This is a genomic window from Mesorhizobium sp. KR9-304, assembly GCF_040049215.1.
Taxonomy (GTDB): Bacteria; Pseudomonadota; Alphaproteobacteria; order Rhizobiales; family Rhizobiaceae; genus Mesorhizobium_K.
This window is the reverse complement of sequence record NZ_JBDZDN010000004.1, coordinates 244042-258559: the sequence shown is the minus strand read 5'-3', so window position 1 is coordinate 258559 and position 14518 is coordinate 244042. Positions and strand designations below refer to the sequence as shown.

Here is a 14518-nt window from a genome sequence, read left to right as displayed (position 1 = left end):
TGCTTCGACCAACCGAGCCTATGTCGCGAAGCTTGTGCGAGGATGAAATCGGGCTCGATTCCGGACAAAAAAAGCACACCGAAATCGCCAAAAAATCTTGTTCTTACAAATGGCTAGAGCCCGGTCCGCTGCCCTCTCGGGAAGCGAACCGGGCTCTTCTCAAGCTTACCGGTGTGACGAATGGCCGGAGGCTTAAACCAGGAGGCCCGATCTGGTCTCGATCCGGGGCCCAATTTCTTGTTTGGTCGTAATTCCGGACGGAAAACCGGGTCCCGATTTTCCTTGAATTGCCTTAGTTCTGGAACAGCGCGAGCACGCGCTGGGCGTTGCTGTTGGCAATCTGGAGCGACTGGATGCCGAGCTGCTGTTGCACCTGAAGGGCCTGCAGCCGTGTCGATTCCTTGTTCATGTCCGCGTCGACGAGTTGGCCGACGCCGCGCTCGATCGAGTCCATCAGGCTGGTGGTGAACTCCTTCTGCAGGTCGATCTGCTTCTTGGCGGCGCCGAGCAGCGTGGCGGCGTCGGCGATCTCGGAAAGCGTCTGGTCGGCGACGGTGATCATCTGGGTGATCTGGGCGTCGGTGAAGCCGACGACGGTCAGCGTCGACACCGAGTAACCGTCGGTGGCGGCTACCGTGCCGGCGACGCCGGCCGTCGCGGTGTCTTCGCGCACGCCAGTGGTGGCGAGCCGAAGCCCCTCGACGATGCCGCGCGTCTCGGCGGTGGTGGCGGCCGAGTCGTATAGCTTGATACCCTGCACGTTGATGTTGATCTTCGAGAGGATGACGTTGCCGGAAGCATCGCGGCTGAAGGAGGAAACGATCTCGGCGGCGGCATGGGTGCCGGCAGCCGGGTTGCCCGCGGCGACGGTCGAAGCGACTGAAAGCCAGTTGGTGCCGGAGAAGCTTGCCGAATCGGCGAAGCTCTTCAACTGCACCTGCAGGGCTGCGATCTCGGACTGGATCTTGTCCTTGTTCTCGGCGCTGGCGCCGACGGCGGCGACGAGCTTGACCTTGATCTCGTCGACCCGTTCCATGACCTTATTCATGGCCGTATAGGCAGTGTCGACCTTGGAGGCGCCGAGACCGAGCGCGTCCTGGACGACCGAGAGTGCCTTGTTGTCGGAGCGCATCGTGGTCGCGATCGACCAGTAGGCGGCGTTGTCCTTTGCCTCGGAAACCCGGTAGCCGGTCGAGATGCGGTTCTGCGTGGTCTCGAGCGACTTGTTGGTCGCGCTCAGAGTCTGAAGCGCCGTCATCGCCGAAGCGTTCGTCATGATGCTTGACACGATACTCACCCCTTCTTCGAACAGCCTGCCCGACTCCCGAGAGCCGGCTCTAATCGCCTGAAGGCGCCGTCATGTCGGCGGCGGCATCATGCCGCTTGTCCGCATGGTCAACCCGCCATAAGCGATTGGTTAACCATGACTACACTGACATGGTTAACAGCCGATTAAGCGGTTGCATATCCCGCATGGGGAATTGGTTGACACAAAGTGCCGGCGGAGGAGCGTCGCCCCCTTCAACAGGGGGCTGATGATGTCGACGCCGCGGAGAAATCGCGTTGCGCCGCGCGGATGTCCCGGTTCCTGCCGGTCGGGATAGGCGGAAGTCGGTGCGAATTGTTTTGCGGCTGGAAGGCGTCGGCGATCCATGGCCGTCGAAAAATGCGAAACGGGCCGCGCGTGACGCGCGGCCCGTTTCTGCGAAGTCCCCGTTTCGCGATTTTGCCTGAGACGGTTCGATCAGCCGCGGAAGAGCGACAGGATCGACTGCGAGTTGCCATTGGCGATCGACAGCGCCTGGATGCCGAGCTGCTGCTGAACCTGCAGCGCCTGGAGGCGGGTCGATTCCTTGTTCATGTCGGCATCGACGAGCTGGCCGACGCCACGCTCGATGGAGTCCATCAGGCTGGTGGTGAAGGTCTTCTGCAGATCGATGCGGCTCTTGGCGGCGCCGAGGTTGGTCGCGGCAGTCGTCATTTCCTTAAGCGCCGACTCAACCACGGCGAGCTGCTTGGTGATCTGCGCGTCGGAGAAACCGGCCACCGAGAGCGTCGAGACCGTGTAGGTGTCGCCGGCGGCGTCGGTGCCGGCGACGACGGTTGCGCCGGCAGCGATGCGGGCGCCGGTCGTGCCGAGGCGATGCGCGTCGAGAATGCCGTCCGTCAGGCCGGTTGCAGCGGCCGCCGCGTCATAGAGCTTGATGTCCTGCACCTTGACGTCGATCGTGCCGAGCGAGACCGAACCGGCCGCGTTGCGGTTGAACGATGCCACGATCTTGACGTCGTTGAAGGTGCCGGCGGCGGTGTGGCCAGTCGTCGTGTCGGTCGAAAGCCAGTTGGCGCCCGAGAAGGTCGCCGCGTCGGCGTAGCTCTTGAGCTGGCCCTGCAGCGCCTTGATCTCGACGTCGATCTTTTCCTTGTCGGCGGCGCTGGCGCCGTTGGCGGCGACGAGCTTGACCTTGATCTCGTTGACGGTGTCGATGGCCTTCTGCATGCCGGTGTAGGCGGTGTCGACCTTGGAGGCGCCGAGGCCGAGCGAATCCTGCACGGTCGAAAGCGCCTTGTGGTCCGAGCGCATCGTGGTGGCGATCGACCAGTAGGCGGCGTTGTCGGAGGCTTCGGCGACGCGGTAGCCCGTCGAAATGCGGGACTGCGTGACCTCGAGATTCTTGTTGGTTGAATTCAGGCTCTGAAGAGCCGTCAACGCCGCAGCGTTGGTCATGATGCTGGCCATGATACTCGTACCTTTTACACAGATTATTTTTGCATACCGGCCCGACCGGTATGACGGTGCGGCATCATGCCAATGATCGCGTCCCCCGAGATCAATCCGCCATCTATGAGAGCACTATCGCAGGCACTCCCTGCAAAATGGATAAGCAGTGTGGTTAACGGTTTATCTTTCCAGCCTTTTCCACGCTTACGAGGACTTATCGGCAGGCTCGCAAACGACAAGAACCGCGCTTTCGCGCGGCCCTTCAGTCAAGTGAGTTCGGCGCCCGGAAGTCGGGGTGATCAGCCGCGGAAGAGCGACAGGATCGACTGCGAGTTGCCGTTGGCGATCGACAGCGCCTGGATGCCAAGCTGCTGCTGAACCTGCAGCGCCTGGAGACGGGTCGATTCCTTGTTCATGTCGGCATCGACGAGCTGGCCGACGCCACGCTCGATGGAGTCCATCAGGCTCGTGGTGAAGGTCTTCTGCAGGTCGACGCGGCTCTTGGCGGCGCCGAGATTGGTCGCGGCGGTCGTCATCTGCTTCAGCGCACCCTCGACCTTGGTCAACATGCCGGTAATGAAGGCATCGGTCACGCCGCCCGCGGTGACGTCGAGGTTGTATACAGAAACGCCAACGATCTCGCCGGCGGTTCCGTCCGCAGCGTGGGCTGCAGTGTCGGCCGCGAGGTCGGCAGCAACGTCCGTGCCGCCACCCGCGAGAGCCGTCGCATAGGCCGTATCATAGGCGGCCTGGGAGACAGCGGTGTTCCAGATCCGTGTTTCACGATCCAGAATGCCATCGTTCTTGACGGCCGTGCTCGTTCCATTGTCGAAGAGCTTGATACCCTCGATCTTGACGTCGATGGTGCCGAGCGACACGGCGCCCGAAGCGGAACGGTTGAACGCGGAGACGATCTTCACATCCTGCTGGACGGCGTCCGAAGTGCCGGCGGCGGCGCCGGCCGCGGTTTTGTCCGAGGTGACCGAGAGCCAGTTGGCGCCGGAGAAGGTCGCGGCGTCGGCGTAGCTCTTCAGCTGACCCTGCAGCGCCTCGATCTCGACCTGGATCTTGGCCTTGTCGGCAGCACTGGCGCCATTGGCGGCCACGAGCTTGACCTTGATGTCGTTGACCACCTCGATGGCCTTGTTCATGCCGGTGTAGGCGGTGTCGATTTTGGACGCGCCGAGGCCGAGCGAATCCTGCACGGTCGAAAGCGCCTTGTGGTCCGAGCGCATCGTGGTGGCGATCGACCAGTACGCGGCGTTGTCGCTTGCCTCGGCGACACGGTAGCCCGTCGAGATGCGGGACTGCGTGACTTCAAGATTTTTGTTGGTTGAATTCAGGCTCTGAAGAGCCGTCAACGCCGAAGCGTTGGTCATGATACTCGCCATGATACGCGTACCCCAAACACGGAAATGTTGGCATACCGGCCCGACCGGTATGACGGTACGGCATCATGCCAATGATCGCGTCCCCGTGATCACCCGCCATAGTCACGGCGGACTATGAGGCGGGATACCTGCGAAATGGATAACCGACGTGGTTAACCCTTTATGATTTTAGCCAAATTCAACCTAGTTGAACGATCGCACCAGGCTGCCGACCAGAAGATTCCAGCCGTCGATCAGCACGAAGAACAATATCTTGAACGGCAGCGAGACGACGGTGGGCGGCAGCATCATCATGCCCATCGCCATGGTGATGGTGGCGACGATCAGGTCGATGACGAGGAAGGGCAGCACGATCAGGAAGCCGATCTCGAAGCCGCGCCTGATCTCGGAGATCATGAAGGCAGGCACGAGCACGCGCAGATCGACCGTCTCCCGCTCGACGGTGTCGCCGCGCTCGCGCGCAAGATCGGCGAAGAGGTCGAAATCCTGGTCGCGGACGTTTCTCACCATGAAGGCGCGGAAGGGATCTGAGATGCGTTCGAAGGCCTCGGTTTCGCTGATCTGGTTGTCCATCAGCGGCCGGACGCCGTTGTTCCAGGCCTGATCGAAAGTCGGGGACATGACGTAGAAGGTCATGAAGAGCGAAAGGCTGATGATGATGAGGTTGGCGGGGGTGGTCTGCAGGCCGATGCCGGCGCGCAGGATCGAGAAGGCGATGACGAAGCGCGTGAAGCTCGTGACCATGATCAGGAGGCCCGGCGCCACCGAAAGGATGGTGAGCAGACCGAACATCTGGATGATTCGGCCGATCGTGGCGCCGTCGGCCTGACCGATGGCGCCGAGGTCGATCTGCTGCGCCGATGCTGCCGATGCGCTCGCCAGCAACAGCAGGATTGCGAGGCCGAGGTGCTTCATTCGAACAGCAATGTCCTGATCAGAACTTGCTTGACGTGGCCATCGCTGCGGATAGCGGCGCGCTCCTGCAGATTCTCCCTGAGATGCCGCAGGCCGCTGGCGCCTTCGATCTCATGCATCTTGACGGTGCGAATGTAGGAGAGAAGGTCCTGCTGGACGATACCGGGCAAATCATGCGCCTGCGGCTCGTCGAGCACGATCGCCACTTCCATGCGCACCCAGACGTCGCTCGGCGAAGCGATGTTGGTGGTGACCGCGGCGAGCGGGACGAGGGTGTCGCCGTGAGGCGCCGTCTCGGCGTGACCACCGGATTCGCCGTGCCCGCCTTCGCTCTTGGCGCCATGCGCGCCGGCCGCCGCCGGAGCATGGGCTGCCGCCTCGGAACCGGACTTCTCTCCGGTCATGAAGCCGCCGGACACCCAGCCCATGCCGGCAGCAGCGATGGTCATGGCGACCAGCGCACCGAGCTGGACGACGAGCGAGGGTCCGCTTTTTGCGGGAGGCCCTTCGGCAGCCGCGTCTTTGACCGCCGCCGCCATCAGAAGGGCAGGACCTGATCGAGGATCTGATGGCCCCATGGCGGCTGCTGCACCTCGGTCAGGCGGCCACGGCCGCCATAGGAAATGCGCGCCTCGGCGATGCGCTCGTAAGAGATCGTGTTCTGCGGACCGATGTCGACCGGCCGTACGATGCCGCCGATGGTAAGGACGCGGAGCTCCGCGTTGACGCGGACCTCCTGGGAACCCTGGATGACAAGATTGCCGTTGCCGAGCACTTCGACGACCACGGCCGCGACCAACAGCTCCAGATCCTCGGACCGTTTCGTCTCGCCTTCGCCCTCGGCGGAGGTCGCGGAATTGACGCTCGCGTCCAGGCTGCCGCTCGAGCCCACGCCGTCCCATTCATAGTCGATCGCGCCGCCGAGCGAACGGCTCGCGGTCCGGCTGCGGTCGGATTCGTTCTTGAAGCGGGCGCGGTCGCTGATGTTGATCCTCACCGTCAAAATGTCGCCCGGCGACAATGCGCGCGGATCGGTGAAGAGCCGGCTCTGGCGGTCGTTCCAGAGCGAAAAGCGCTTTTGCGGCGGCGCCGGATAGCCGGCATATTCGACGGGCGGCGGCGCGCCGGCAAGGCCGGCGCCGACCGGCGACAGCGCCGGCTCGACGCCGATCTCACGCAAACCGCCACAGCCAGCGAGAAGCGACGCAATGAGCATAAGAACAGGAGCGAGAACTCTGGCGCGCGTCATGTCGGGTCGGCTCTCCGCGCCGCGCTCACCATGATCCCGGTGAGCATCGCCGCCGTCTTTCGCTCCATCTCGTTCAGGATGACCCCGGCCTTGCGCGCTTCGAGTTTCATCAGGATGCCGGCGGCGAGTGCGGCGTCCATCTCGGCAAGGCGTTCGGCGGCCGCGTCGGGCCGCATGCCGGAGTAGATCTTGACGACGCCTTCCTCGGCCCTGGCGAGAAAATCCTCGCGGCGTTTCAGCCAAGACTCGTATTCGGCGCGCTTCTCCTCGAGCAGTTCGATGCGCGTGTCGACCTCCCGCTGGAGCGCCTGAAGCTCCTCCGACTGGAGCACATAACGTCGGTCGCGCGCGGCGTCGGCGATGTTGGAGCAGAATCGCTCGATCTCGGTACCGGTCTCCAGGGGCACGCGGACGGCTCTGACCGCGCCGGTCGGCTCGGCGTCGGTCGCCTGGGCTTCCGGGGCAGCCAGGCCCGGTTCTTCGATATGCTCGACGATTGTCTCGGTGGCACCCAGGCTGCCGGCTGAAAGCAGCAGCGATACGGATGCCAGCAGCATCAGGGCGTGCGGTGCCTGCTTTGCGTGGATGAGGTGGGAAAAAATCATCGGCGGGCTCATTGGACGACCAGATCGGCTTGCATGGCACCAGCGGATTTGATGCCCTGCAGGATCGCTATGATGCCGTCCGGCTTGACGCCGAGGCGGTTGAGGCCGGAGACCAGCGTTTCGAGATCGGGTCCCTCAAGCACCGCGACCTTGGCGTCGGGCTGGTTGGCGTCAATAACCGTATAGGGCTCGACCGCGGTCTCGCCATCCGAGAAGGGCTCGGGCTGCACGACGCGCGGCGCCTCGCTGATCCTGACCGTCAGCGCGCCATGGCTGATGGCGACGCGCGAGATGCGAACGTCGTTCCCGATGACGATAGTTCCGGTCCGCTCATCGACGACGACGCGTGCAGGCGCGTCGGCCTCGACGACGATGTTTTCGAGCTCGGCGAAGAAGCGGGCCGGCGATACTTTGTCCGGCTTCTTGATGATGATGGTGCGCGAATCCTGCTCGTGGGCGACTCGTTTGCCGAACCGCTGGTTCGAATAGGTGTTGATGGCGTCGGTGATGCGGACGGCGGTCGAGAAGTCGGCGTTTCTAAGCTGGAGGACGAGGTTCGACTGGCTGGCGAAGCTCGCTTCGACCTCCCGCTCTATGATTGCCCCGTTGGCGACACGACCGGAGGTCGGCACGCCCTGGGTAAGCGTTTCCGCCTGGCCCTCGGCGCTGAAGCCGGAGACCGAGACCGGCCCCTGCGCCACGGCGTAGATCTCGCCGTCAGCGGCCTTCATCGGCGTCATCACCAGAGTGCCGCCGGCGAGCGAGGTGGCATCGCCGAGCGAGGAGACGCTGACATCTATGCGCGAGCCGGACTTGACGAAGGGCGGCAGGTTGGCGGTTACGATGACGGCGGCGACATTGCGTGCGCGGGCTCGCCCGCCTTCGCTGGCTATGCCCAGGTTTTCCAGCATGGCGCGGATCGACTGCTCGGTGAACGGTGCGTTGCGCAGGCTGTCGCCCGAGCCTTGCAGGCCGATCACGAGACCGTAGCCGACGAGCTGATTGTCGCGCGCGCTCTGAAGCTGCGCGATGTCCTTGATGCGGGCAGCGGATCCGTGCGGGGGCAATGGACTGCTGTTCGGCGGGAACTGCGCATAGGCGCCGGCTCCCTCCTGCCCGATCGGAACCCCATCCAGCGGCGGCGGGAAACGCGTGTCGACGAAAACGCCGTCGCCCGGCACCGGCGGCGGGTAGTCGTCTACGAAATCGGCGCCGGCCGCGGGACCCGCGGTCAGCGCAAGCGCCAGCAGAAATGCCGTCTGACGCAGGCCGATCATGAGGCTCCGACCCTGATCGAGCCGTCGGCCATCACGATGCCGGTAAAGACCTTGCCGCTGTCGATGTTGCGCACCTTGACGAGATCGCCGGCAGCTCCCGATTGCAGGGTGACCGCTGTCGCCGAGATGGTCAGCGGGCCGGAGACGAACATCACCTGGACCGGGGCGCCCTGTTCGACCAGCCAGGCTTCGCGCAGTGCCGCCGCGGGAATGTAGCGGCCTGGAAGCAGCGTTCGCTTTGCGACCTTGCCTTCGATCTCCGGGGCGCGGAACACGACTGCCGGCGGGACGATCCTGCCGGGTTTCAGCGTCACTTCCTTCAACACCGCGAGGTCGATCGTCTCGCCGGGATAGATGACACGGCTCGGGATGAGCACGACCTCCTGCGCAAGCGCCGGCGCGGCGCCTGCGAAAAATGCCAGCGCGGCGACGACGACGAGTGCGCTGCCCAGGACCCGATTCGTCATGCCTGTCACCGGATGTTCTTCGAAACCACGGCGGCCATCTCGTCGGCGGCCTGGATGACCTTGGAGTTCATCTCGTAGGCGCGCTGCGCCGAGATCAGCTCGGTGATTTCCTTCACCGGGTCGACGTTGGAGTTCTCCAGATATCCCTGTTCGATGGTGGCGAAGCCTAGGTCGCCGGGAACGCCGACGGTGGCGGGACCCGAGGCCGCCGTTTCATGGAAGAGATTGTCGCCCAGCGGCGCCAGGCCCGCCTCGTTGGCGAAGCTGGCGAGCGTCAGTTGGCCGAGCTCCTGCAGTTCCGTCTGACCGTCGATGCGGGCGAAGACCTGACCCGTCTTGTTGACGACCACGTCCAGCGCGTCGGTCGGCACGGTTATGGCCGGGGTGACGGTGAAGCCGTCGACGGTGACGAGCTGACCGGTAGCGTTGGTGTTGAACGAACCGGCGCGGGTGTAGAGCGTCTGGCCCTCGGCGCCTTCGATCTGGAACCAGCCGTTGCCCGTCAACGCAAGGTCGAGATTGTTGCCTGTGCTGGTCAATCCGCCCTGGACATGGACGTTGCGTACGGCTGAGGTCTTGACGCCGAGACCGATCGAGACACCTTCCGGAACGAGGCTGTCATTGGCGCGCGACGGCACGCCCTGCATGCGGTCGACCTGATAGAGAAGGTCGGAGAATTCGGCGCGCGCGCGCTTGAAGCCGGTGGTGTTGATGTTGGCGATGTTGTTGGCGATGACCTCGAGATTGGTCTGCTGGGCGTTCATGCCCGTGGCGGCGATGGCGAGTGCCTTCATGACTGCTTACCCTTTCGCACGGCGTTCTCAGATCGCCATCCGGCTGATTTCCATATAGGCGCTGACGATCTTGTCGCGGATGGCGACGGCCGCCGTCAGCGCCTGCTCGGCGCTCATCACGGCATCGACCACTTCGCGTGTGTCCGCCTGGCCTTGAATGCCCTGCACGGCGAGCTCTTCAGCGCGTTCCAGCGTGCCAACGGTGCGCGTGGCGAGATCGGACAGAACCGATGCGAAGGAGCCGGTTGCGTCCGCGGTCCCGGTGGCCGCCGCCGGGCTGCCTTGGCCGAGCTGCGACGCGCTGCCTATCGCTTTGAAGTCGATTGCGCCAATGCCGCCGATCATTACTGGCTCCGCATCAGGTCGATGGTCATGGAGATCAATTCGCGCGCCTGCTTGATAACCTGCAGATTGGCCTCGTAGGAGCGGTTGGCCTCGCTCATGTCGGCCATTTCGATCAGCACGTTGACGTTGGGCATCTTGACGTAGCCCTTGTCGTCCGCCGCCTCGTGGCCGGGAATGAACTCGACCGGGAAGTCGGTGTCGTCGCGCCCAATGTCGTTGACCTCGACAAGCGATCCACCGGTCGCGCGGTCGAGCTCGGCGGCGAAGCTGATCGTCTTGCGGCGATAGGGTTCCGCGCCGGGCGCATCGCCTGTCGACTGTGCGTTGGCGAGGTTTTCCGACACGACGCGCAGCCGCTCCGACTGGACGCCGAGGCCGGAGGCAGCGACTTTCAAGGCGGCGGCGAGCGGGTCCATGATCAGCTCTTCGATGTCAGCATGAGCATGCGGTGGAACGCCTTGACGATCGCCGTATTGAGTTCGAACTGGCGGCGGATGTCGCCGGCCTTGAGCAGCTCGTTTTCGAGCACCACGGAATTCTCCGAAGGCAAGAGAGAGGCATCACGCTGCTCCTCGCGGATGGCGAAGCCTGCATCGGTGGAACGGCCGCCGATATGCCCGGCCTGCGTGGCGGCCATGGCGACGCCTGACTTGTCCAGGACCTTCTCGAACGGCTCGACGTCGACCGTGCCGTAGCCCGGCGTGTTGACGTTGGCGACGTTGCCCGCAACCGCCGACTGACGCACGGCAAGCCATCGCGACTGCTGTGCGGCAAGGTCGAAAAGGTTGACGGGCTCCATGAAAATCTCCGGGCAGATTTCCAGAGAGTAGCCCGCCAGTCTTGCGCGGGCCTTGCGGGGGGCTATCGCTCCAGTTCGAGCACCACGCCGGCATCGGTGACGAGGACGGGGCGGCCATGGCGTTCCTCGATGGTCTCGACGCGGGCGCCATCGGGCAGGATCGAGCCGGGCTGTACGACGAAGAGGCCGGTGTCGTCTTCCAGCATCGCGCGGCCATTGGCGATGTGAACGAGCTTGAACGATACCACGGGGGCGGGGAAGGGCTGGTCGGTCAGCCCCGGCGTGCCCCGCTCACCGTCTTCCTCAGCTTCCTTGGCGGCCGTGCCCGTGGACAGGAGGTCGAGCTCCATCGGCGGAATTTCGCGGGAGGCAACGGGTGCGCCGACGCGCTCGGGCTGGGCGCCGAGCATGATCGGCTCGGTTCCGCCGCCGCTGCCGCCGAACTTCATCGCACGGACGCCGAATTCGTCCGGATTGAAAAAGATGTACCAGGGGAAGAGCGCGCAGATCAGCCCAAGCGTGACGCCGAGGGCGGCGACGGTGAAGTCGCTGCGGCGATCGCGGCGCCTGGCGGTCTGCTCGGCCGCGACGCGCGCCGACTTCTCCCCCCGCGTTTGCGCCATCCCGTCCGCTTCCTCCGCTGTTAGCTTGTTGTCGCGGATCATTTCCTCGAGCAAACGGTCAGCCTTGTTGCGCAACATGCGGCTTGTCCCTGGACTTCAGATGGCGGGCGAGGTCGGCGAAAGCGTCGACGCAGGGACGGTCGCGGGGCGTCTGCGTCATCGCTTCGTAGATCAGCGGCACCTGCTTCACGGCGACATCCAGCTCGGCATCGGCGCCGGGCTGGTAGGCTCCAAGCAGGCGGATGTCGCGCGTCGATTCGAAGCGCGAGATCATGGCCTTGAGCCTGGTGACGAGCGCGCGCTGGTCTTCGCTCCAGGCCTTCGGCGCGAGACGCGATATGGACGACAGCGGATTGACGGGAGGGTAGCGGCCCTGCTCGGCGATCGATCGGTCGAGGACGACATGGCCGTCGAGGATACCGCGCACGGAATCGGCGACGGGGTCGTTGTGGTCGTCGCCGTCTATGAGCACGGAGATGATCGCGGTGATGGAGCCGGAACCTTCGACGCCGGGTCCCGCCCGTTCGAGGAGCTTCGGCAATTCGGTGAAGACCGAGGCCGGATAGCCGCGCGCGACCGGAGGCTCGCCGGTGCCTGTCGCGACCTCGCGCAGCGCGTGGGCGAAGCGGGTTATGGAGTCGAGCACAAGCAGCACGCGGTCGCCCCGGAGGCGAAAATGTTCGGCGACACGCATGGCGGTGTCCGGCGCGCGGCGGCGCATCATGGCGCTCTCATCGCTGGTCGAGACGACGGCGATCGTCTTGGCCATACACTCGGGACCGATCGTGTCTTCGAGGAACTCGCGCACCTCGCGGCCGCGCTCGCCGACCAGGGAGACGACGACCGTGTCGAAGGCGGAAGCGGCGGCGAGCATGGCGAGCAGCGTCGACTTGCCCACACCGGAGCCCGCGAAAATGCCGAGACGCTGGCCGAAGCAGATCGGCGTGAAGATGTCGATGACCTTGACGCCAGTCGCGAAGGCCGAGCCCACGCGCTGGCGTGCGAGCGCCGGGGGCTGCGCGACGCGAGCGGCGTCGGCCGGGTCGCCTTGCGGCAGGGGCAGGCCGCCGTCGATCGGGCGGGCGAACGCGTCGATGGCGCGGCCTCGCCACGAGGCGTGCGGGAGGACGGAAAACGGGCCGAGGTCGATGACGGCGTCGCCGACGCCCGCATCACCCGCCCGCTCGAACGGAGCGACGAGCACCTCGTCGGGCGAGATCTGCACGATCTCGCCGTGACGCAGGCCGGCGCGGCTGCGATGCTCGATCATTTCGCCGAGCCGCGCCACCTGCGACAGGCCGCGCACGCGAAAATGGGTCGGCGAGACCTCGGTGATGCGGCCGCCGCGCCTGACCAGCGCGTGTTCGTCGCTGACGCGGCGCCAGGCGCGTTCCAGTGCTTCCAGCGGGTTGTCCCGCGCCTGAAGGGCGAAACGCGAAACCGGCAGGGACAGCGTCATCTGTGGCCGTTATCTCGAGCCAAGGGTTTTTATGGCTTCGTCGAAGGAGGATTCGGTGTCGCGGATCATCGCGGCGCCGTTTTCGAAGGCGCGCTGCACCATGATCAGCCGGGTGATTTCCAGCACCGGATTGACGTTGGATTCCTCGAGAAATCCCTGGGAGACGCCAGCGTCGATGCGGTCGACCACCGGTTCCGGTTCGCTGGCCGGTACGATGCCGGAATTGCCGAAGCGGACGAAGTTCGGGCCGGGATCGAAACTGTAGAGGCCGAGAGCGCCGACAAGATTGTCGCCCTGGCGCAGCGACCCGTCGGCGCCGGCGCGCGGGGGGCCATTTCGCGGATCGAGCTGGATCGGCGCGCCGCCGGCATCGAGCACCGGATAGCCTTCGATCGTCACCAGTTCGCCGTTCTCGGTGAGCGTGAAGCGGCCGTCGCGAGTCATGACCGTGCCGCCAGGCGTCTCGATGCCGAACCAGGCGTCGCCCTTGATGGCGAAGTCGAACGGATTTCCGGTTTCGCGCAACGGGCCGTTGGTATCTGAGATGTAGGTGTCGCCGGATGAGACGAAGGAAAGCGCCTGATCGTTGAGACTCGATACCACGTCCTCGAATTTCACGCCGGTTGCGCGGAAGCCGATGGTAGAAGCGTTGGCGACATTGTCGGCGATGGTGTTCAGTCGCTTTTCCAGCGCGATCTGGGAGGAGAGGGCGACGTAGAGACCGTCCTGCACAGGCCGCCCCTACCGCTTCATCGACTGGATGGCGAAAAGCGTGTCGGTCGAGATGCCGAATTCGACCGGCTGACTGAACAGCACGCTGATCTGCGCCTGAGCGGGCGCGGTCGGATTGTTGACCTCCCACATGCTGGTGAAACGGGTGAGGAATTTTCCGAGCCGCTCGGGGTCGGTGAAGTCCTCGATGTCCAGCTTCGACTCGAAGAACTTCACCTGCTGGTCAATGTCGGCGGAGGCGAAGGAATCCGGCAGGCTGAGCGCTGTGCGCACCACCTCCGCCAAGGCCGGGTCCGCGAGAATTTCGTAGAAACTGGTGATACCGGCCGCCTTCCGTTCGAAATAGAGAGCGAGCCGGACGCCCTCGTTCTCCTCGCCGGCGTTCTCCTCAAGCGTCTGGCGCAGATATTTGTCGATTGAAGGCTGCTGCGCGCGGGTGAGCGTTGTCGCCTTGTCGCCCAGCGCCTCGAAGTCGAAAGCGGCGACGAAGCCGGTATAACGCTTGTCCTCCTCGACATTGGCCGGGCTCTTCGGGTCGCGCACGCCGCCGGCGAGCAGCTCTTCGATGTAATCAAGGTCCTCGGTGGTGCCGTCGAGACCGTAGGCCGCCATGGCGTAGGTGAGCAGTCGTTCGTTGGACATCAGCGCCTCTATCGACGTCACCTTGCCGATGTTGGCGCGATAGTAGGCGGTCTCCTGCTGGACGTATTCGGATTCCGGATCGAGGCCAGCGATCTCAGCCTGCATCAGATAGTTGCCCGGCACCTCGTGCTGGGCCTTGTTGTAGACCGTGGCCAGTTCACCGTGCTTGGCGAAGTTGTAGGTGCCGACGAACTCGGCGTAGCGCTTGTCCGACAGCTTGTTGGCGAAGCTGTCGGGGTCGGAGATGCCCTCCTTCAGCGCCTTGACCATGAAGGCCTTGGCGTAGGCCATGTCCTCGAGGCCATGCGCCTTCATGGCATAGCGGAAGAGGCGGTCGTCCTTGACGAACTCGTCGATGGTTTTCACCTTCGAGATGTTCTCGAGGTAATATTTCGTCTCGCGATCCACCATCGGCTCGCGCTCGACGCGGTCGATGGCCTTCGGCATGTCCCTGACGATGAGCTGATAGCTGACATAGGTGCTGAGCAAGGCAGGCCTCCG

At 64.4% G+C, this 14518-nt stretch carries 17 protein-coding genes; all 17 read right to left on the bottom strand.

From position 1 onward, the window contains the following. Window positions 1–292: 292 nt before the first annotated feature. Window positions 293–1288, bottom strand: a complete 996-nt coding sequence (locus ABLE71_RS20950) for a flagellin (RefSeq protein WP_348785418.1) — start codon at window positions 1286–1288, stop codon at window positions 293–295. Window positions 1289–1744: 456 nt separating this feature from the next. Then, on the bottom strand, window positions 1745–2737 hold the full coding sequence (locus tag ABLE71_RS20945; protein WP_348785417.1) for a flagellin: 993 nt from the start codon (window positions 2735–2737) through the stop codon (window positions 1745–1747). 281 nt (window positions 2738–3018) lie between these two features. Continuing rightward, on the bottom strand, window positions 3019–4110 hold the full coding sequence (locus ABLE71_RS20940) for a flagellin (protein WP_348785416.1): 1092 nt from the start codon (window positions 4108–4110) through the stop codon (window positions 3019–3021). 183 nt (window positions 4111–4293) lie between these two features. After that, window positions 4294–5025 (bottom strand): flagellar type III secretion system pore protein FliP, encoded by a 732-nt coding sequence (fliP, locus tag ABLE71_RS20935; RefSeq protein WP_348785415.1) that lies wholly within the window; start codon window positions 5023–5025, stop codon window positions 4294–4296. Beyond that, window positions 5022–5564 carry a flagellar basal body-associated FliL family protein gene (locus ABLE71_RS20930; protein WP_348785414.1) on the bottom strand — a complete coding sequence of 181 codons (543 nt, stop codon included), beginning with the start codon at window positions 5562–5564 and terminating at the stop codon, window positions 5022–5024. Before ABLE71_RS20930 ends, fliP begins: the two co-directional genes overlap by 4 nt. Continuing rightward, a complete protein-coding gene (gene flgH / locus ABLE71_RS20925) occupies window positions 5564–6274 on the bottom strand; it encodes a flagellar basal body L-ring protein FlgH (protein ID WP_348785413.1) in 711 nt (236 codons plus the stop codon). Before flgH ends, ABLE71_RS20930 begins: the two co-directional genes overlap by 1 nt. Beyond that, the gene (locus ABLE71_RS20920; protein ID WP_348785412.1) at window positions 6271–6879 is read right to left on the bottom strand and encodes a MotE family protein; all 609 of its coding nucleotides are present in this window, start codon (window positions 6877–6879) and stop codon (window positions 6271–6273) included. The genes flgH and ABLE71_RS20920 overlap by 4 nt, the downstream gene beginning before the upstream one ends. Before the next feature lie 8 nt (window positions 6880–6887). Next, window positions 6888–8147, bottom strand: coding sequence for a flagellar basal body P-ring protein FlgI (locus ABLE71_RS20915; protein WP_348785593.1), 1260 nt, complete (start codon window positions 8145–8147; stop codon window positions 6888–6890). Window positions 8148–8152: 5 nt separating this feature from the next. Beyond that, window positions 8153–8623, bottom strand: coding sequence for a flagellar basal body P-ring formation chaperone FlgA (gene flgA, locus ABLE71_RS20910; RefSeq protein WP_348785411.1), 471 nt, complete (start codon window positions 8621–8623; stop codon window positions 8153–8155). Between the two features lie 5 nt (window positions 8624–8628). Beyond that, the gene (flgG, locus tag ABLE71_RS20905; RefSeq protein ID WP_348785410.1) at window positions 8629–9417 is read right to left on the bottom strand and encodes a flagellar basal-body rod protein FlgG; all 789 of its coding nucleotides are present in this window, start codon (window positions 9415–9417) and stop codon (window positions 8629–8631) included. 27 nt (window positions 9418–9444) lie between these two features. Next, a complete protein-coding gene (locus ABLE71_RS20900; protein WP_348785409.1) occupies window positions 9445–9762 on the bottom strand; it encodes a flagellar hook-basal body complex protein FliE in 318 nt (105 codons plus the stop codon). Then, window positions 9762–10178 (bottom strand): flagellar basal body rod protein FlgC, encoded by a 417-nt coding sequence (gene flgC / locus ABLE71_RS20895; protein ID WP_348785408.1) that lies wholly within the window; start codon window positions 10176–10178, stop codon window positions 9762–9764. Before flgC ends, ABLE71_RS20900 begins: the two co-directional genes overlap by 1 nt. Before the next feature lie 2 nt (window positions 10179–10180). Further along, window positions 10181–10561, bottom strand: coding sequence for a flagellar basal body rod protein FlgB (gene flgB, locus ABLE71_RS20890; protein ID WP_348785407.1), 381 nt, complete (start codon window positions 10559–10561; stop codon window positions 10181–10183). Window positions 10562–10623: 62 nt separating this feature from the next. Then, on the bottom strand, window positions 10624–11262 hold the full coding sequence (locus ABLE71_RS20885) for a hypothetical protein (RefSeq protein ID WP_348785406.1): 639 nt from the start codon (window positions 11260–11262) through the stop codon (window positions 10624–10626). Further along, a complete protein-coding gene (gene fliI / locus ABLE71_RS20880; protein ID WP_348785405.1) occupies window positions 11243–12643 on the bottom strand; it encodes a flagellar protein export ATPase FliI in 1401 nt (466 codons plus the stop codon). The genes ABLE71_RS20885 and fliI overlap by 20 nt, the downstream gene beginning before the upstream one ends. A gap of 9 nt (window positions 12644–12652) precedes the next feature. After that, a complete protein-coding gene (gene flgF / locus ABLE71_RS20875; protein WP_348785404.1) occupies window positions 12653–13375 on the bottom strand; it encodes a flagellar basal-body rod protein FlgF in 723 nt (240 codons plus the stop codon). 9 nt (window positions 13376–13384) lie between these two features. Beyond that, window positions 13385–14506 carry a DUF1217 domain-containing protein gene (locus ABLE71_RS20870; protein WP_348785403.1) on the bottom strand — a complete coding sequence of 374 codons (1122 nt, stop codon included), beginning with the start codon at window positions 14504–14506 and terminating at the stop codon, window positions 13385–13387. Window positions 14507–14518: the final 12 nt, after the last annotated feature.